General features: G+C 51.5%; 16 protein-coding genes and 1 tRNA gene. 9 read left to right on the top strand and 8 right to left on the bottom strand.

The window, feature by feature from the left end:
- The first annotated feature begins 3 nt into the window (after positions 1–3).
- Both AB1L30_RS04690 and AB1L30_RS04695 read left to right on the top strand, forming a co-directional pair.
- Positions 4–432, top strand: a complete 429-nt coding sequence (locus AB1L30_RS04690; RefSeq protein ID WP_367012256.1) for an ATP-binding protein — start codon at positions 4–6, stop codon at positions 430–432.
- Positions 433–576: 144 nt separating this feature from the next.
- Positions 577–649, top strand: a tRNA-Asn gene (locus AB1L30_RS04695).
- A 360-nt stretch (positions 650–1,009) separates the two neighbouring features.
- Here AB1L30_RS04695 and AB1L30_RS04700 read toward each other — a convergent pair.
- The 5 genes from AB1L30_RS04700 to AB1L30_RS04720 all read right to left on the bottom strand — a co-directional run bounded on the left by AB1L30_RS04700 (position 1,010) and on the right by AB1L30_RS04720 (position 9,113).
- Positions 1,010–4,141: a type I restriction endonuclease subunit R gene (locus AB1L30_RS04700; protein WP_367012257.1), complete on the bottom strand. Its 3,132-nt coding sequence runs from the start codon at positions 4,139–4,141 to the stop codon at positions 1,010–1,012.
- Positions 4,138–5,295 (bottom strand): hypothetical protein, encoded by a 1,158-nt coding sequence (locus AB1L30_RS04705; RefSeq protein WP_367012258.1) that lies wholly within the window; start codon positions 5,293–5,295, stop codon positions 4,138–4,140. Before AB1L30_RS04705 ends, AB1L30_RS04700 begins: the two co-directional genes overlap by 4 nt.
- A gap of 1 nt (position 5,296) precedes the next feature.
- Positions 5,297–6,499 (bottom strand): restriction endonuclease subunit S, encoded by a 1,203-nt coding sequence (locus tag AB1L30_RS04710; protein WP_367012259.1) that lies wholly within the window; start codon positions 6,497–6,499, stop codon positions 5,297–5,299.
- Positions 6,496–8,058: a type I restriction-modification system subunit M gene (locus AB1L30_RS04715; RefSeq protein ID WP_367012261.1), complete on the bottom strand. Its 1,563-nt coding sequence runs from the start codon at positions 8,056–8,058 to the stop codon at positions 6,496–6,498. Before AB1L30_RS04715 ends, AB1L30_RS04710 begins: the two co-directional genes overlap by 4 nt.
- A gap of 242 nt (positions 8,059–8,300) precedes the next feature.
- Positions 8,301–9,113 carry a GIY-YIG nuclease family protein gene (locus AB1L30_RS04720; protein WP_367012262.1) on the bottom strand — a complete coding sequence of 271 codons (813 nt, stop codon included), beginning with the start codon at positions 9,111–9,113 and terminating at the stop codon, positions 8,301–8,303.
- Between the two features lie 382 nt (positions 9,114–9,495).
- On the opposite strand from AB1L30_RS04720, the gene AB1L30_RS04725 reads away from it, so the two are divergent.
- The 4 genes from AB1L30_RS04725 (at position 9,496) to AB1L30_RS04740 (ending at position 12,863) form a co-directional block, all read left to right on the top strand.
- Complete coding sequence (locus AB1L30_RS04725; RefSeq protein WP_367012263.1) at positions 9,496–10,278, top strand: HTH domain-containing protein; 783 nt, start codon at positions 9,496–9,498, stop codon at positions 10,276–10,278.
- Between the two features lie 15 nt (positions 10,279–10,293).
- Positions 10,294–10,989, top strand: a complete 696-nt coding sequence (locus tag AB1L30_RS04730) for a hypothetical protein (RefSeq protein ID WP_367012265.1) — start codon at positions 10,294–10,296, stop codon at positions 10,987–10,989.
- Positions 10,990–11,097: 108 nt separating this feature from the next.
- The gene (locus tag AB1L30_RS04735) at positions 11,098–11,634 is read left to right on the top strand and encodes a hypothetical protein (protein ID WP_367012267.1); all 537 of its coding nucleotides are present in this window, start codon (positions 11,098–11,100) and stop codon (positions 11,632–11,634) included.
- Between the two features lie 251 nt (positions 11,635–11,885).
- A complete protein-coding gene (locus tag AB1L30_RS04740; RefSeq protein WP_367012268.1) occupies positions 11,886–12,863 on the top strand; it encodes a hypothetical protein in 978 nt (325 codons plus the stop codon).
- Positions 12,864–13,423: 560 nt separating this feature from the next.
- Here AB1L30_RS04740 and AB1L30_RS04745 read toward each other — a convergent pair.
- The 3 genes from AB1L30_RS04745 to AB1L30_RS04755 are packed head-to-tail and all read right to left on the bottom strand — an operon-like array spanning position 13,424 to position 15,872.
- Positions 13,424–13,822, bottom strand: coding sequence for a hypothetical protein (locus AB1L30_RS04745; protein WP_367012269.1), 399 nt, complete (start codon positions 13,820–13,822; stop codon positions 13,424–13,426).
- Positions 13,819–15,378, bottom strand: a complete 1,560-nt coding sequence (locus tag AB1L30_RS04750) for a recombinase family protein (RefSeq protein WP_367012270.1) — start codon at positions 15,376–15,378, stop codon at positions 13,819–13,821. The genes AB1L30_RS04745 and AB1L30_RS04750 overlap by 4 nt, the downstream gene beginning before the upstream one ends.
- On the bottom strand, positions 15,375–15,872 hold the full coding sequence (locus tag AB1L30_RS04755) for a DUF2924 domain-containing protein (protein WP_367012271.1): 498 nt from the start codon (positions 15,870–15,872) through the stop codon (positions 15,375–15,377). Before AB1L30_RS04755 ends, AB1L30_RS04750 begins: the two co-directional genes overlap by 4 nt.
- A 670-nt stretch (positions 15,873–16,542) precedes the next feature.
- Between AB1L30_RS04755 and AB1L30_RS04760 the strand changes: the two genes are divergently transcribed.
- From AB1L30_RS04760 to AB1L30_RS04770, 3 genes are all read left to right on the top strand, one after another.
- Positions 16,543–17,757 carry a hypothetical protein gene (locus tag AB1L30_RS04760; protein ID WP_367012272.1) on the top strand — a complete coding sequence of 405 codons (1,215 nt, stop codon included), beginning with the start codon at positions 16,543–16,545 and terminating at the stop codon, positions 17,755–17,757.
- A complete protein-coding gene (locus tag AB1L30_RS04765; RefSeq protein ID WP_367012273.1) occupies positions 17,738–18,622 on the top strand; it encodes a hypothetical protein in 885 nt (294 codons plus the stop codon). Before AB1L30_RS04760 ends, AB1L30_RS04765 begins: the two co-directional genes overlap by 20 nt.
- Positions 18,623–18,805: 183 nt before the next feature.
- Positions 18,806–19,423 carry a sigma-70 family RNA polymerase sigma factor gene (locus tag AB1L30_RS04770; protein ID WP_367012274.1) on the top strand — a complete coding sequence of 206 codons (618 nt, stop codon included), beginning with the start codon at positions 18,806–18,808 and terminating at the stop codon, positions 19,421–19,423.
- Positions 19,424–19,432 lie beyond the last annotated feature (9 nt).

The raw sequence follows: 19,432 nt of genomic DNA on the forward strand, positions 1-19,432 counted from the left end.
GTTATGGGCGACGACAACAACTGGCTATGGTCCAATCAGGAAACCATTCCTAGTGATACGGCGGAAGGGCAGCGACTCATTAAGGAACTGCTTGCCCAACTCGACCGCGCCGAATGGGCCTCGCACGATTCGTTCGGGATCCACCTGGCGGCTGAAGAAGCGCTAGTGAATGCTATCAAGCACGGGAACAAGCAAGATCCCAACAAGTCGGTCGAAGTCGACATGCGTGTCGGCAAAGAACGGGTGCTGATCCATATCACCGACGAAGGTCCTGGCTTCGATCCAACCGATGTGCCAGATCCTACCCTGGACGAGAATCTGGACGTACCCTCGGGTCGCGGCGTGATGCTGATTAAGGCCTACATGACCGACGTTCAGTACAACGAAAAAGGGAACTCGGTACGGATGGTCAAGGACCGCACGAGCAAGTAAAATCTCCCCCTCCGCGAACCCTTCGTGAGGCGAGCCTGTCTTGTTCGATACGACCAGAACTTCGCCCCATCCCACACCAAAAAGTTTCGTACGGGGTGCCCTTGAAAGGAAAAGGGAAAGAAGTAAACTTAGCTGTTCATCTGATCCCCTGTAGCTCAGTTGGTAGAGCAGGCGGCTGTTAACCGCCTTGTCGCAGGTTCGAGTCCTGCCGGGGGAGCCTTTCTTTGAAGCGGATTTTCCGCCGACAAACCCGTTAACGACAAACGCCGAGAGTGCAGACTCTGGGCGTTTTTTCGTTTGGGGTTATCTGGTAAGAAGTTGCGACTTGGTGGGTTCTCTGGGAGAGTTCTCTGGTAAACGCCGAGCGAAGCTAGGTAGGGCTAGATTGGCTCCTCTCCTCGATGACTCTCGTGCTCTCTGATTTGAGCGGGGGTTTGGGTTAACAACCCGGTTGAGGGTGGTACCCAAGCGGAACCATCGAATGTTCTGCCTTAATGTTTAGTTCTAGAGCACCAATTCTTCGTCGATCAGTAGATTGAACGTATTTTTTGATAGCAACGAGCAATGGCTGAGATCTTCAAACATCCCCACCAACCCCTTTGAACTTCTCTACGAACGCTGCGATCTTTTGAAACACGCTTTGCTTCTTCGTGAGGTACTGGGGGTTAAGCGGACTCATTTTCGGCAAGATTGCATTCAACTCCGTGCCATTTTCACTGGCATACTCACGTCTTAGAGAAGTGCTGATATACCGCTTTGCTTCTAGCGCGTTCAAGTTTTCGTCGGTAATCAGTTCGTCGGCTTCCCGCTGCTGCTCGGCCCGGGCGAAACCAAAGAAGGCTTCGATCACACTGGCTTTGTCAGGCAGTCCGTCAAGATCCGCTTGGTTGATGAAGTCTACAACCAAGCTCTCTTTCGCGCGATTGCCAACGCTAGCACGAATCAACCGGCGTACTTCATCAAGCAACTGCGATTTGTCTTTGGTCTTTTTGTTATGCTCAAAGATGAGTTCCAGAATGTAGTCCAGATTGATCTCTTGTGACTTCAGCAGATCCACCTCGAAAACCACGTCGGTCCAGTCGATTGTGGATTCCTCCGTTTCGTTGCTGGCTTTCTCACGCCGCAACCAGTCCCGAATGTCGTTGTACGTCGAGCGGTAGTCTTGAATCTTGCGATCCGGTGGCACTTGGATGTTTTGCAATTCTTCTAGATCTTCGTCGCTGAGGTAATGCTCTTCTTTGAAGGCTTCGACTTGTTCCGCGTCGTCCATGTCGATGGATTGGAGAGCTTTCAGGCTCGCAAACTCATCAAAGTTCTGCAGGACATTCTCAACTCGCAAATATTCGCCAAACAGCTTCGCGAAATCCTTCTTGTCTTTCTCCCGAACAATCTCATCAGGGTTTGGGAAGCGTTCCTCCAATTCCGCAACGACTTCCTTGAACCCGCGTCTGGCCTGACCAGTGACGATGTCGGTGAAGCCCTCCATGTATTCTTTGTAGCTCTTTTCAAGCACCACGTTCTTCGTGTTGCTATCACCGAACAGAGTGATCGCATCGACTGTTGGCTGTTCTAAGTCACGGAACGTAACGATATTGCCAAACGTCTTGGTGGCATCGTAGATCCGGTTCGTACGCGAGAATGCCTGGATCAAGCCGTGGTAACGAAGGTTCTTGTCCACGAACAAGGTATTGAGCCGTGGTGCATCGAAGCCAGTAAGAAACATCCCGACAACAACCAGCAGATCCACTTTCTGATCTGGCGGGAGTTCGACTCCACTGTTGCTTGTCCCCCGCACACGCATCGCCAAGTCGCGGTAGTAGTTCTGGAACCCGTTGCTATCAACGCTGAAACTGGTTTTGAAGTAGCCGTTGTAGTCGGCAATCGCCGTGTTCAAAAACTCCTTCGCACTACTGTTCATTGCCGAGACATCGAAACTCTCATCTTGAATCTCACCAACGGCATCTTGTTCTTCGTTTGCCGCAAAGGAAAAGATGGTCGCGATACGGAGCGGCCTTTCGCTGTCCTTCTGCAACTTGTTCAGAGCCTCGTAATAAAGCTTGGCCGCGTCCACGCTGCTAACTGCGAACATGGCGTTGAAGCCCGTCCGGTTTGCACGCAAGCGATGCGTTTTCTGACGGAAGTGAGTCAGAACGTATTGGGAAATTTCACGAATTCGGTCGGGATGCAAAAGAGCCTGACGGTTCTCGGCAGCCGTAAGCTTCTTCTCATCCTGCTCAGTTTCGATCGCTTTAAACTGTGGGCGGACGTCGTTGTAGTCCACCTTAAACTTCAGGACCTTCTCGTCGCGAATGGCGTCCGTGATCACGTAAGAATGCAACTCACGACCAAACACGCTGGCGGTTGTTTCCGCTCCCAATGCGTTTTGAGGGAAGATCGGAGTGCCGGTGAAACCGAACTGGTAATATCGCTTGAACTTCTTCTGGAGATTTTTTTGTGCCTCACCAAATTGGCTGCGGTGGCATTCGTCAAAGATGAAGACGACCTGCTTCTGGTAGATCGGCAGGTCGGACTCGCTCTTCATCAGGTTGTTGAGCTTCTGGATAGTCGTCACGACGATCTTGTTATCATCAATATCCAGGTTGCGTTTGAGCCCAGCTGTACTATCGGAGCCATTGACGCTATCAGGTGAGAAACGCTGGTACTCCTTCATCGTCTGGTAGTCCAGGTCTTTCCGGTCCACCACAAAGAACACTTTGTCGATGAAGTCCAGTTCGGTCGCTAATCTCGCTGCCTTGAAACTGGTCAACGTCTTACCGGATCCCGTTGTGTGCCAGATGTAGCCTCCGCTCTCCGGCTTGCTCCATGCCTTCGCGGAAAACGAACTGCTGATCTTCCACAGGATCCGTTCTGTGGCAGCGATTTGGTAAGGGCGCATCACCAGCAGCGTGTCGCTGACATCAAATACCGCATACTTCAAGAGTACTTCCAGCAATGTCTTCTTCTGAAAGAAGGTCGCGGTGAAATCCTTCAAGTCTTTGAGCAGGCTGTTGTCCGACTTCGCCCAGTTCATGGTGAAGTCAAAGCTATTCTTGTCACGCCGCGTCGTGTTGGCAAAGTAGCGGGTGTCGGTGCCGTTGGAGATGACGAACAACTGCAGATACTTGTACAGCGAGTTCGCACTATTGAAACTCTCCTTGCTGTAGCGGTGCACTTGATTGAACGCTTCGCGAATCGCCACTCCACGCTTCTTTAGTTCCACCTGCACCAGCGGCAACCCGTTGACCAAAATCGTGACGTCGTAACGGTTGGCGTGGGAGCCCGTCTGCTCGAACTGCTGAATCACCTCCAACTTGTTGCGAGCCGGATTCCTTTTGTCGAGCAGGTAGATGTTCTGGATGCGTCCATCGTCGAACACGAAATCATGGATGTAGTCGTCATGAATCTTGCGAGTCTTATCGACGATGCTTTCGCTCGGCTTATCCAGGAACGTCTCGACAAAGCGAAGCCATTCTCCGTCGGAAAACTCCACAGCATTCAGCGTTTGCAGATGCCCGCGCACGTTGGTTAGCAACGCTTGCTGTGATTTCAGGTCCTTACGAAATTCATAGCCTTGGTTCTCCAAGTCCTGAATCAGTTCACGTTCGAGATCGCCTTCGCTCTGGTAGCTTTCAGCGACCATCCACTCCCGGTTGTATTTTTCCAGGATGATGAAGTTGCTCGATTCGGCGATGGTTTTGTATTCGGTCATGGATGTTCAACCTCGCTCCAGAAACGATAGTTCGTCACGAGATGATTCAAAAGCAATCCAACCGTGTTCTTCTCTTGTTTGGTTGGCACGGCTACCGATTCATTGGACAAAGTTGAATGGCTCGTGAATTGGATGATGCGATTCAAATACGCTTGCTTGTCGTCGGGCAAGAGCTCCGACCACCTGGGGTAGCCTAAAAAGCTGGCGGACTTCTCGTAGAGGTTACGCAAGAGGGTGAAGTGGTATCGCTCAATTTTGTTTTCCGCGACTGCCTTCTCTAAAATTTTCTTCAAATACAAGTGATACGAGAAACTCTTGTTTGAGTCGCCGTGTTTCTCGGTCAATCCGAAGGTGCCGTCCTCAAAGTTCTCAAGCAAATAGCATGTCTTCCTGTTCAACTCATTGAACAGCACGTTGTAGAAAAGCGGATTGTGCGTCGTAACGATGAATTTCAAATCGGACTGACTCGACGAAATCAAGGCCGCCAAATTTACCGCCAGCTCAATCAAGTGGTTTTCATCGAGCGAGCTGACGGGGTCGTCAATGAACACAAACTCGAGCCGGTTGAAATGATCCGTCTCGCGATCGTCGGGCTCGGCAACATTCAGAATCGTGATCACCAAATCGAGCAAGGTATAAAAAAAGCCCCAAACAAAGTTGCTCTCTTCACCTTTGGAAATCTTCAAGTTGCCGGAGTCTTCATCATCACCGCTCTGGTTTGAAAACGTCACTTCACGGAAGTCCGGGCTGAACCTTGGCGTCAGCGTTTGGTTAGCGTACTTCTGAAAGTTGGTGATGATATTTTGATCCTGCCCTTGCTCTTTTAGCACCCAATCAGTGAAAGAGTTTGGTTGGATTATTAGCTTTGGCTCCGCGTCAAGCTCCAGGTCGTTATCCCAGTAAAAGAGATCCTCCGTGAATGCGTTGTAGTACAGGATTCTCTCTCGCGAGAGTTGAGATCCGTCAGCACCTGAGTCAACCGGGCTCGCGTCGGATGTCGCTGGCTCAGAGCCAGTAGCGACCCCTCTCGCAATAAGTTGCTTGAATTCTCGCGAGAGACGCGTTTTGCCCGTGCCGTTGAAGGCGTAGATCAATTGCACCTTCTTGTTGGCGTTTTTTAGCTGCTGTGCAATCTCAGCCAGTGTGCTACTCATGTTACGCTTCCACCTCTTCCGGCTTGGGGAAGCTCAACAGCAGATCGCGGTAGTACTCGTATTGCTTCTGACGCAGCTCGATTTCGCGTGGTAAACCTTCGCTGATCGAGTTGGTTAGAGTGTCGAACTTGTCGAGGATGGAGACGATGCGATTTTGCTCAGCAGGTGTTGGCACTGGGATTTTGAATTGTCTCAGTGACGTCAGGTTGAGCATCCCGTAATCGCTCATCGTTGACTTTAGTACGTCGTACATATTTGTCAGGTAGTAAAAGACAAACTTGTCGTTGATCAGATCAGGGCGTTTTGATTTTATGCTCGCAATATTTTGATTGGTCGCTGCCTTAAACTCGATGAATGCGGTTTTGAAAATGGTTGCGCCAACGAGGGCCATTAATGTCGTCTCTGCCTCCAGGAGCTTCGCACTTGATTTCTTCAGTCCGAGGTCCGTTATAAAGTTCTTGGCCGAAAAAACCGGTCTGTTGTTGCAAGACTCTGACTTGAGCCATGGAATAGTTCCACCATCCCAGTATTCAGGCTTTGACTTTGAGGGAGTGCCACCCGACCCAGTTTCAAAACAATCTTGATCCCCCAGCGTTGTCCACTCGACATCGCCATCTTCAAAACGCAACAACTGATCGCGATAGTAGTTGTATTGTTTCTTGCGGGCGGTCAGTTCGGCGGTCAGCTCGGCGGTCAGCTCGGTAAAGGTGTCCAGAATGCGGACGATTTCCCCCTGAATATCAAGCGATTTCTTCGAGTCCGATGGACAAGGGATCGGGATGGGGATTTCCACCAGCCTTCCCTTGGTTAACTTTGCCCGACCGCCGCCAGACAAGAAGGGAAGGAAGTTGGCGATGCACAGATAGTGAAAGAGAAACCTTGAATTGAGCGATGCTAATCCCCGGAGGACATGAACATGATTGTTCGCCCAAAACTTTCCGGTTGCGTATTGGATTGAATAATTCTCCAGGCTTGTGGATCCGTCCTCAGCAACAAGTACATACTCGCCTTCATGAGTATGCCCTTCAACATAGTCTTGGATGTTATTCGCGCCGTAGTAAGGAGTTGGACCGGGTGCACGCAGAGAAGCTTTCACCGGCTTTCTCCCGCGGTTAGCTACTTCGACAAGATTCTCATTTCCGAGCGTAGTCCATTCCACCTCAGCGCCGTCAAGAAGTCTGTTCAAGAAAGTCACATTACTCATACGCCGATCTCCTCTCCTTCGATCTCCGCCAAGATCGCATCAATCTCAGATCGCAACTGATCGATTCTGGCGACCGTGGTTTTCAGCTCGGCGTTGAGTTCCGAAATATCGATCTTGTCGCGAGTGTCTTTGGGATCGACATAGCTGCTAACGGATAGGTTGCATTCGTTCTCGACAATCTTTTCGTAAGCGACCGATTGAGCGAAATGATCGACGTTCTCCTTACTGTCGAAGGCCTTTATAATCGCTTCGATGTGCTGATCGAGCATCACGTTGTTGTTGGTCTCCTTCTTGAAGTACTCCTCACCGCTGGCATCGATGAACTGAACGTTCGTGTCGGTCTTGTGCTTGGACAGCACCAGAATATTCACGGCGATGGTGGTGCCGAAAAACAGATTCGGAGCGAGCGAGATCACCGTTTCCACGTAGTTGTTGTCGATCAGATACTTGCGGATTTTCTGCTCGGCTCCACCACGATAGAAAATCCCCGGGAAGCAGACAATCGCCGCCCGGCCTTTGCTAGACAAATAGCTGAGGGCGTGCAGCACAAAGGCGAAATCTGCCTTCGACTTGGGAGCCAGCACTCCCGCCGGAGCAAAGCGGTCGTCGTTGATCAGCGTCGGGTCGTCGCTGCCAATCCATTTCACGCTGTAGGGAGGATTGGAGACGATCGCGTCGAACGGTTTTTCGTCTCCAAACTCCGGTTCCGTGAGGGTATTGCCCAACTTGATGTTGAACTTGTCATAGTTGACATTGTGCAGGAACATATTCATTCGAGCCAGGTTGTAGGTCGTATGATTGATCTCCTGTCCGAAGAATCCCTCTTCGATGATGTGGGCGTCAAAGTGCTTCTTCGATTGCAGCAGCAATGAACCGCTGCCGCACGCCGGATCGTAAATCTTGTTGACCTTGTCCTGCTTGTGCATTGCCAACATGGCAATCAGTTTGGACACGTGCTGCGGGGTGAAGAACTCGCCACCGGATTTGCCTGCGTTCGCCGCATAGTTCGAGATCAGAAACTCGTAGGCGTCGCCAAACAAATCAATCTGGCTGCCTTCAAAGTCGCTGAAATCGAGCTCGGCTACTCGCTTGAGGACTTTCGCCAAGCGTTCATTCTTGGCCTTCACCGTGTTACCCAAGCGGTTGCTGGTGGTGTCAAAATCGGCAAACAAGCCTTTGATGTCGTCTTCGGAGGGATATCCGTTTGCGGAGCTTTCGACCGCAGCAAAGATCGCCGCTAGATCGGTATTCAGGCTTTCGTTGGTGTTGGCATCTTTGGCGACGTTGGCAAACAACTGGCTGGGATAGATGAAGTAACCCTTGGTCTTGATCGCATCGTCTTTGATTTCCGGTGTAATGACGGAATCATCGAGGGCGGCATAGTCGATGCTCTCATCGTCGGCTTCGATGTACAGCGAAAAGTTCTCGCTGATAAAGCGGTAAAACAGGGTGCCCAGGACGTACTGCTTGAAGTCCCATCCATCCACGCTGCCACGCACGTCGTTGGCGATGTCCCAGATTTTGCGTTGCAGTGCGGCACGTTGTTGGGTTCCGGTCATAAGTAGTTCTTTCGTGAATCATTTGGCCCTGCGCCAGATAGCTATTTCGTTGGGGGAGGCGAACAGGCTTCACATCTACGAGAAAGTTAACGCATTTGCGGCTTGTCGATGGGGCGTTCTTCGAGTTCGTGTCGCGGTCCGAATCAACTGGTCAGTTCGAATCGCTATCGTCATGAGTCGCAATATAAGGAACAAGCGTTCGCACCAAGGTTTCAGAGCAAAATCCTCCAACAGACGTTCTCTTAGTCGAAGGAGGCATTGTTGTCTACGTCACCGGTTTGCAGTTCTTTTAGGGTGGTGCCGTCCTGGGTCCGCCACCGTTTACGTCCGCTTACGGATTGCCCCAAGATAACGCCTGCAGCGGTCGATGGGGAGCCGAAGATATGATCCTGAGAGAACAAAAGCGAATCGTTCTGGCTGACGATCACACCTTCGCTGATCAGATCGCGCCGGAGAGCGGATACATAGGGTTGAATAGCGGGAGTTTCTTCTCCAACAACGCCTGAGCCGGCGCAGACAACGAATCCACTAGAACCTTCATATCCGGTCGCCCGAATCCCCTTGGCTTCGATTTGAAGCAGCTCCTGCGCGATTGACCGGGATTGGGGCTTCTCAAATGCCGTTAGGCCTACGAGTGGTAAGACGCTGAGCATGTCTAGCAGAAAGCTATCGACGTCCGCCTCATCGGCTTCTGAGAGGGTCGGCGGATTCGGGCAATTGCGATTATCAAGTCGACACTGTTTGGCCTCCCTGGCCAATTCGAGCAGGCGACATTCCATCCGCTGGACATGTGCTTTGTTGAGACTGTTATCCTTGGTGACAAAGAAAACGCACCAATCCCAGAAGTCCTTGTTGCTATTGTGGGACTTAAGGCGCTCGCGGACTGGATCACCTTCGCCTACATAGACGATCGGTAAGGCACTATCTTCGGGACGGCCTACGAGAACGTAGACACCCGTTCGATCGATCTCTGGTCGACCGAGGGCTTCTTTGATGTTTGATCGGTTAAAGACTACACCGATGCCTGTCCAGTTGGACTTCTCGACGAGGCGCAAACCGTCTGGATCTCCGTTGGGAACGAAGATCCGGATGGAGAATGGGGCGGAGTGAGGCGTCGAAGATCATGTAGATTCCCTATTTCTGTCGGCTGCGCCGTACTCTTCGGATTGAAAGAATATCTTGTGGGGTGGCAGATATCAACGACTGGGGCAGGTAATAACGCCATCGGTTTGTGCGTATTAATTGACTTAAACGTGAGAGAACTGCCAGATTCATGCTTGTAGACTGCTATAGTGGCATTCTCGCGTGGGTAGCGAATTGACTCTTGCTGATCAGATCATCAAGAGGGCTATTTCTAGTCATGTTTGAGTATGCTTTCATTTAGACAACGTTGTCCGTTTCGGATATTCGCCGATACGCTAATTCTTGAGGTGTAGTATGACCGATTTGGGGTGGCGGGAGGCCATTGTGAAAGTCCTCCAAGACGCTGGTGAGCCGATGCACTATACGGAAATTGCTGAGGCAATTGCCGACCAGGAATTAAGAACTGATTTTGGCGCAAATCCCGCAACTTCAGTAAACTCGACAATTTCGCAGTCGCTGCAAAATGATGCTGATTCGTCTCTCTTTATACGTGTGGCAAGAGGGCAGTACTACTTGCGGAATCCACCAGAACGATTGCCGGCAACTGGGACTGAGCTAAATGACATTGTCGAGGCAGCTAGTGAGGAAACAGGGCTAATCAATGCCTTCGGGATGTATTGGGCGAGAGACAAGGTTCTGTGGAAGTCGACGCCCCAGATCTTCGGGCAACAACAACCGGGTAGTACGCCAGTGGATTTCACCGGGCAGAAGGGAGTATATCTTCTACACGACGCGAGAGACGTTGTTTACGTTGGACGGACCACCGAACAACCACTTGGAGTGAGATTGAAGCAGCATACGACCGACCGTCTAAATGGTCGTTGGGATCGCTTCTCTTGGTTTGGCGTCTTTGATGTTACCGAAGACGGAACGCTTTTAGGCGAGCACTCTGAGCGATTTTCTCTAGAAAATCTTATTGTGACCATGGAGGCGTTGCTCATCGAGGGCCTTGAGCCACCGCAGAATCGAAAGCGCGGTGACGACTTTCGAGCAGTTGAATTTCTTCAGGTTGAGGATCCGGAGTTGGAGAAGTCGCATATCCTCAAGCTAATGGACGAATTGAAGAAGAAACTTTGAGCCAATGGTAAGCACGTGTTCCAAGTCGATTTCGATCTCGTACTTCGCTTCGTACCTCCAATGTCGGAACATGAAGCAGGCTACCGGCTGAACCGAACCTTTGAGCTTCCATTCGCTCCATCGAATGGCACGGCAGTGTTCAGTCGGGATTGGGAAGGAATGGAAGATCCCTTAGGTTATGTTCTGAAGGACGTTACGTGGGATATCGATCGAAAGTGTTTCCTGGCCGAGACTGTTTCAGAGATTTGTGATTTCCCAATCGCCATGATACCGCTCGAGATTTGTCGATTCGTGGACTACGGTTGGACGATCGGAAGCTATGCGGACCAGTACTCGACAGTGCGTAAACGCGGGAGAAAGCGTCGGAAGTTCCCAACGATGACAATTAGCGACTGGGATGAGGAAGATACCGAAGCATGGAATTCGGACAAGAATGGACGTCCGAAGGAGTTTAAAACTGTCTGGCATGCCGTCGTGGCAATGATGGCGGGCTTATGGAACAACTGCCCCGTCGCATACGCCATGCTAAAGACCGGTGTTCACGTTGAAGTTCCTAAAGAGGGATTCGGAGATCTTTCTCCCTTGCAAACTCGCTTTCGCGATGCCATTCGGGAGTATGAGTCGCTTACGTTTGACCAGAGATGTGAGTGGCGAGATCGCGTGGTGGGACGGTACCCACGCATGTCTGATCTGGTTGAAGCGATTAAGTAACAAAGTCGGTTTGCTGCACGGTGCTACTTAGCTCACAGTGATTTGTCTGCTCGTGAGTTTGAACGGACGCCTGTGAACTAATTCCTGGCAAACAAGGAGCCATAAGTTATGACCGAATTCAACTACGATAAGCTGATGCAACGTATTGGTGAGTTCGTGGTCTGCTTTCAATGGATTGAGGACAAGTTCCGCTCTATTGGCTGGCTAATTGAGGATCCCAATCGTACCGTATGGCCGCCAAGAACTCTGAGGAGCTTAAATAATCGCGATCTGTTGAACGCCGTGGAGGTGAAGTACTGCAGTTTGATGGATACTTTGAATATTGACGATGCGGATGGTCGCAAAACAGCATTTAGCGAACTCGTCGGTGTTTGTCATGAGATTCGCAAGTTTCGAAACAGCTTTCTGCACTCCGCTTTTATTGAAGTAAAAGCCGGAAGGGAAATAATGGGTATTCTACGATCGAATCCAAAACTCACATTTGATCCATCCACAGGCACACCGGAATTTGACCAAGAAGCACTGACTGAAGAGTCAATAATGTCCCAGATGGAGGAGATTGCGCAGGTGTCGATGACGCTCTGCCATATTTACACGCAGTTGCTTCACTGGACGCCGTTTGCTCCAGTGAACAACGAGCCATGACGTGCTAGTTCGCCTTCTTCGGCGTTGGCAACGTAGACGGGATGTCCATTGCTGACGCACTGGAATGATTGCGCCAAGTTAACCATGACGATAAGCTTGACGTCAGATAAGTAATGGCAATCTAATTCAGCCACAGGATTTACGGCGGCGACTTATAGTTTGTGCGGTGCATATAGATTTGGAGACTATGCTGCATCCGCTCTATGGCGTCTTCTCGTCTCGATTTGTGTGTCTCCAAATGAAAACATCTCATGTCCAATGCGATCCCACTTGCCGCGCTAAAAGAAATTCCATTCCTCAAACCTGACCTAGAGCCACGTCAACCGATAGTGTCGCTTTCTTTCTTCGTTGAAAATGAATGGCATTGCTGGCTACCGCATGGCGACAAACTCGTCAAAATGAAGATGTGGCCAGCTGAATCGACATACTTTGGCGACAAGCCTGAGCTAGATTCAGACCAAGACTTTGCTCTTCTCAACCTTATGGCTCAGCGAACCTTTAGTGGCGAAATGCACCGCTGCTACAGAGCGATCTTCAATGATTTTCAAGGCCTCAGTGCATCACTGGCGAAAATGAGGATGTTTTTCGAGAACCGAGATAACAAGGACTACGGAGTGTCACGTCTTGTTCAATCGGAAATCGAGAATCTGGCAATCCTGTGTAGGAGCGTGTTCGACTTGCTTCAGGAGATCGTTAAGTATCACGTAGCACGAATGTCAGTTATCGATGGGCCAACACCGAAGAAACTGCCCAACTCCTTTCGTGAAGTAGTGTACAAAAGTGATCGCGATCAGTCGGCTTCTGAAATTGCAACAAGATATTCGTTGCCGATGCCAATTGCGGAGTGGTATGAGCGTCATCGAGACTTTTTTATGCGAGTTCGATCGATTCGCGACGGGATCGTGCATCGTGGCAATAGCATAGATACGGTCTTCTCGACGGAGCACGGTTTTGCAGTGTCACGGAAGAACGATCCTTTCCGCGGTATCTACAATTGGCCTGACGACTGCGAACTTCCAAATTCGCTCGTTCCAATGCGACCGGCACTGGCAACCATGGTTTGGAAAACAATCTCCGCTACGAACGATTTTGCAGAAACACTTGAGTCCAACGTCCACATGCAGTCTGATCTAGCACCAAAGCTCAGGCTCTACGCCCGTGGTACAAACGACCGAGAGTTCGTTGGAATTGAGGAAGTGATCGAGAATTCGCTTTGGGACGGAATTTGACAAAATCGCGAACGTGGTAATAGTCGCGGAGATAGCCTATGTCGTCACATCTATCTGATTCATCGGTGCAACGGAATGTGGAGCCAGCATGTTTGCAGTTGGTTTGCGAAACTCTTGGAGTAAGTCTAAGTCCTGACAATGTTCAGCTAGATGATGGCACAAGATTTCAAGTTGACGGGATCGATCGACATCATCGAATTGTTTGCGAGATATTTGCTCACGTCGGAAAGATGCGGGATGGACAAAGGAAAAAGTTAGCCCGTGACATTCTTAAGTTACTTGCTGTTGAGAACGCTATGGGAGGGAAGTGGCGAAAGATTATTTGTGTTACTGACGAACCAGCAAGACACTTTTTGACTGGGAGATCTTGGTGCGCGAGCGTCATTCGGCAGTTTCAGTGTGAGGTCGTAATGGCGAGTATCGGAGATGATATCTGGCTTCAAATAGAAGGAGCTCAGAAGTTGCAAGCAAGAGGGAATGCGGCAGTGAAAGTGAACTCTGCAAGAGTGTAAAACTCATAGATTCATTGGTGAAGAAAGGTTCGTCAGCTAGAAAACTGGCTATTGTTGATCTGGTGATGCTCCCGAAGCTAACGTTTGCCAAAGATTTCTCTGTCGCTTCCAAACGCTTAACTTGGCAATTGGCCTCAACTCCTTTTCCGTAGGTTTATCCCGTCCATGCTCCGTCACCGGCAAGAACAAAATCTCCTCCTGGATATCAGGCGCCAACTGCAACAGATTCATGATCTGCGTCAGCCTAGCCCGAGTCACATGACCAACCCGCGCCAGTTCCGCCTGGTCCGCAACCTCACCGCTCTGGATCAAATCGTTGAGCCGAATCGCCAACGCCATGAGTCGCGACACACGTGGCACACGACCGGTCCTGGTTGAAGGTTTCGCATTGCGCTTTCTCTCGCGTCCACGCGCATTAAAATCCACCTTCCGCTTAATTGTCGTCATACCGCCACCTCCTCTCGATGTGCCAATTCACTCGCCAACGTCCGAATCCCGCTGGGCCGAAAAGTAATTGATACGTCCCCCGCTTCACCGTCGTACTCGATCCGATCGATCAAGAGCTCTACTACCCGGATCTGTTCGTGTGGCTCCAGGCATTGCCATACAGCGTCGAAGTCGGCCAAAGCTGCAGTGACCTCAGCCTCGTCAATGAGATCGCAAGCGTGCATGGCCAGTTGATTTTCAACCTCGGTCAGTCGTCGCTCTGCATCACCGATCCGGTCGTGAGCGTTTGCCAGTCGAGCGTCGCCAGGACCAACCGTCGCGGCCACTCGCGATAGTTCGGCGTGTGCTTCGCGTAGTTCGCCCCGAAGGTCGTTACGTTCGACGGTGAGCCTCTGGGATTGGTTCTCCGCGTGAATACGTGCTTCTTTTAACGTTGCTTCAATCACCTGGGGATCGCGCCCAATTGCCTTGATCTCATCGACGATGAATCGCTCAATTTCACCCGCAGGTATCGATGGGGCAGGGCAGTGCTTCCAGCCTCTCTTCTGGGCTTTTTGGCAGACGTAATACCGATAGAGACGGCTTCCTTTCTTCTGCGAGTAGGAATGGCTCATTCCACAGTTGCAGGACCCACATCTCAGGATTCCTCGTAGCAAAGCGTTGTGCTTATTCCGAACCGCCCTGCCTCCACTCTGGCCATTCTTCTGCAGCAGATTCTGAACCTTGGCGAACGTCTCTGGGGCAACAATCCCGTCCTGCTCGCCGTCGTGAATCTCGTTCTTGTAGCGAACCTTGCCGATATAGATCACGCTGGTCAGCAGGGCATAGAGCGACCCCTTGTCGAATCGTCGACCACCCCGTTCGGTTCCGCGTCTCGTTTTCCAGAGTTTGTTCCGCCAACCGCGAATATGGAGTTCCCCGGCTACAGCCAAAAGTGACTTCCGTTCCAGGTACATCCCGAAGATCTCTTGGACCCGTCGTGCTTCGGCTTCGTTGATGACCAACTTCGTGTTCTCGACGTTGTAGCCCAGGATCGGCGTCCCACCGGACCATTTGCCTTTGCGGCGAGCGGCGGCCATTTTGTCGCGGGTACGTTCCGAAATCATCTCGCGTTCGAATTGGGCGAAGGAGAGCAGCACGTTGAGGACCAGCCGCCCCATGGAGGAAGCTGTGTTGAACGCCTGGGTCACGCTGACGAAGGAAACCTGATGTTTATCGAAGACCTCCATGATCCGGGAGAAGTCGAGCAGGCTCCGGCTGAGGCGATCCACTTTATAAACGACCACGCAGTTTACCTTGCCTGATTCGATGTCCGCCAATAGTCGCCGGAGGGCAGGTCGTTCCATATTGGCTCCGGTGAAGCCACCGTCGTCGTATTGGTCCGGGAGACATACCCACCCCTCGTGGAGCTGACTCTTGATGTAGGCCTCACCCGCTTCCCGCTGGGCATCGAGAGAGTTGAAGTCCTGATCGAGACCCTCCTCGGTCGACTTTCTCGAATAGATCGCACATTTGATCGTTTTGGGTTTGCACGGTAGCTTGACGCGTTGGTTCATTTACCACCTCCGTTCTTACGAAGGCCGAAGAAGTGAAATCCGTTCCAGTGCTTGCCAGTTACTGCCTTGGCTACCGCGGTGAGCGATTTGTAGCGTTCGCCTTCCCACTCGAACCCGTCGGTTAGAACCTTCACGCGGATCGTGTGGCCTTTGTACACGCGCTGTAGGAGCATGCCTGGAAGGAGGTGGGTACTTAGCTGGGTCTTGGATGGCGCGGAGACAGTTATCGCCTCGGCGCCAGGTTTCGGTTTCTTAGCCCTTGGCATAGTGACCCTCAGATCGGCATCGTTGGCCAACTCCATCGCGCGGCGCCGGGCACGTTCAGAGAGGCCACCTTCGGCATTGGCTTGCATCCGCCAGGCAATCCGTTTGATCAGCCATTGCTTGTGCCTACCGTTGGTCGGCTCGCCGAAGACCTCGTCATACTTCTCCCGCAGTTGATTGACGGTCATCCGCTCCATCGCGGCGACCTCTTTATCAATGTTCAGAATCATGCGTTTTCTCCTGGGTTGAGAGTTGGTGCGTCAACAGGAGTGTCCAGAGAGCGGGATCTGGCGGTGGAACTCAAGCGGTCGTTGGGAGAAGTTTCCGAGTTCGGCAGGAGAGTTTGCCGATAGCGCAGAACACCTCGGGCCAAGAGGCAAACGATCTCTGCGCGACGTTGATCTGGTGTTGATTCTTGGGCCGGAAGCGGCGATGGCACGACGACCTCCATTTCTGTGCTGAACAAACGGTCGGGTAGGATTTCCTTATTCCGTTAACAACCCAGTCGAGGCCCGAAATGACGAAAGAAGGCCCCAGAAAATCGATGCGGACCTTTTCAGGTAAAAGGGTTGTGCCTGCTAGCGGCGTCGCTATGATAGGATTCGCTATCTGGACATGTGTTCACTCTTGAGGTTATCCGGTGCCGGGACGAACGGGCTCCGGGGATATCTGCGGCTCTCCCCGTTTCAATGCCGCAACCATCCATCGCACGCGCGTCTGCGCTGCTTTCTTTGCCTAATTAATTCGATTTAGTCGCATTGCGTACAGGATGGTCTTCAAGACGCCATCATTACGTCCTGGAACACTTCGCGCTTTGGCAAGGGAACGCCTGTGTCGATGGAGTGAGGGTAAAAATGCACAATGGCTACACGACCCTTTGAACTTAAAACGTCTTTGCGGATGATCCCGAATCGCTTGCTGCGTGAGTACCTGGTAAAGCTTGGGCACATCGAGTTTGCGTCGGAATGGAATGAGCCCAGAGAAAAACAAATTGACCCGTTGTTCAATTACACACAGTTGCTTTCCGACGTCGAGCGAGATGAGTTTGAGAGCGGTTTGCACAGTGTGTCAGACCTTGCCTCGGATGCAGGACTGACCGTTCTTTTCCAGGCGGCCAAGGACTACAGCTTGCCTGGCATCGTGAATGAAGCACCTGAAGAACTCGGGATCTGGGGCCGGACGATGTGGGTCTGGTTGCACTATCCTGGCATCTTCGACAAAGGCCAGATCCTTTTCCAAATCGATCAGATGTCGTTCTGGCGGAAGCGAACAGACTTGCCCAACAATGATTCACCAGACACTTCCGATCCAGCGCTCGAGCATCTGAAGGAAGAGATCACGGACCTACTTCGCGAACAGGGCCGCGGCAAAGACTGCACCGTCGACTGGTTGAAGCGTGGCGACCTGTACTACTTCTTCGCCTATCCCGACGACTTCGTTTCCAGTGTGTTGGTGCACGACAAGGAAGGGCACCTCGCCCCCAAGTCGATCCGGACAACTTTATCGATCGTCTTCGCGTACGATCCGAAACACGAGTCCCTCGAGCTATTTGCGAAGGGGCTGCACAAGCCGGTTAAAGAACGGCTTGAGAAGATCTTCGCCAAGTCGATCTTGCACTGGAAACTCAACGACTATGACCCTGACGCCGCGTACGATCTCGATCGACTGAAGTACGTGTTTGATGGTCTGACGGTTGAGCCTGCGGATAAGGTCAGTGTGCGAATCCGTAAGCTGCGTCTCTCTAGTCTCGTCGATGGGAGAGAAGTTGAAATCAAGATCGACGACGCCGATCCCAATGACACCATTGGCAAGGCGATCCAAGAGGTTATCCAGATCGAGGAGAGACCACTCGCTCAGTGGCAGGTGACTCGAGCCTCGTTCTGCTTTGTCTTTCACCCCCTAGATGGTCGCAAGCATGGTCGACAGAGTTTTGACATTGGATATCCACGTTCATGCTCTCTGAGAAACGCCCGGCCCGAACGCGTCGAGTTGATTCAAAAGTACCTCAAGAAGTGGGATATCGACCTTGCCGACCCTCCTAAATACGCTGCTGTCTCGATGGGAGAGTGTGACGCCAGTTTTTCAGGATTCCGAGATGATCCGCTGGAAGAGTGAAGACTGGGCGGTCATTGAGAAGTACCAACTCCTCCGTGAAATTGAGCCTTCAGGTTCTGCAAATTGCAGTGACTGTAGTCGTCGCTACGAGGTTGAGTACATCTGTGATCGATCCGGAAACGCCACTGGCTACATCAACTGCGAAGACTGCGGGTTGGAGCACGTCAGCACAGATAGGCTCAGGAGATGGCAGATCGATACGACTGCCATGTTTCAGGCTTTGTTCGGTGATCTGAACTTGGCGATGGATGAGCAGGTGCCCAACTGCCTGTGGAAGATCGGACGAGCCAATTGGGCGGGGTATTCTCGTTATGTGTGGTTCGTGCGGTCGTTTTCTATCCGTTATAGAGACGCTGTGGAGATCTTGAAGAAGAACCCAAAGGCGATTGTATTCGCGCCAATGAAGGATGGTTCGGACCGATGGCGTGATGCGACTGGGAGTTTGCTAATTCCCCTCGAGGGAATCACTTCGTTCGAGACCGGAAAGCTGGTGATCGATGTCGAGGAGATTGAAGGACTCATTGATGACGCGGGGCTAGGCTCTTCCGAAAAGAAAATTCGTCCGATTCGGAAGCGTGCTGAGATGACTGCCAAGATTGAGCTATTGACGAACGCCGTCATCGAATTCATTCAGTCGGCACGTGATTATGCATTTTTGACACTGCGTACGGTTGGCGCTCCAGAACTTCTGCCACGACCGACTCAGAAAAAGCTTGGTGAGTCAGTCGGTTTAAAACCCTATGAGGTGAGCAAATGCTTTAAGAATGCATCGTCGCGAGAACTGCGAATGCTTTGGAATATGGCCCTCAACATTGACATGATCATGAAGTACGACAAGCGATTCAGGAGGCGGCGAAAAACCTAGCAAAATTGCACTTTGCATGATTTCGTGTAACTGCAATTCGAACAAACAGAAATTGCAAAAGCCTGCGGAACAGTGACTTAGGTCGACCCGCAGGCTTTTTTGCTTGATTTGCTGCAATTCCCACGGCGGGTGTAACCGTGCGTTGGCACGGGGTGGAACTCTCGCCCAAAAGGAATTGTTGCCATGATGCAGCGCAAGATGACTGCGCGTTCTCGTGAGGTAAATCGGAATTCGGCCGACTCGTTCACACTTGGCTTCGTAAAGAAGCGTGCACGCCAGCTAATTGGCCGGTATGGCTTTCGAGAAGCAGACCGAGAAGACGTAGAGCAGACGCTTCTCAAGAAATTAGTTTGCTATCTAGATCAGGCTGATCCCGAATGTCCAAAGTGGAAGGCCTTTGTGGCCAAGACGATCCATCGGCATATCGCCACGCTCATCCGGGATCGAACCGCTGGCAAGCGTGATCATCGCCGAACCATCTCTCTGCAGACGGTAATCGGGGTGGAGGACGAACAGCCATTGGATCTGGCTGCCATTTTGCAAGGTTACGAGATTCCTTCCCGTCGCAGCCAAGAGCCTCGTAGCACGCACGAGTCAGTCGAACTCGACATGGACGTGAACGAATGCATCGAGGTTCTGGAGGACGAACGCCATCGGGAGCTCTGCTGGAGACTGATGGAAAATTCCATCACGCAAGTCGCTCAGGACATGAACGTTCCGCGTACCACGATCCACTCTTGGATATGCAAAATTCGGTCGCGGTTCGAGGAATTCGGATTGGCGAATTATTTGAAAAAATGATCGTCATTT

Origin of the sequence: Bremerella sp. JC817 (assembly GCF_040718835.1) — a bacterium.
Lineage (GTDB): Bacteria > Planctomycetota > Planctomycetia > Pirellulales > Pirellulaceae > Bremerella.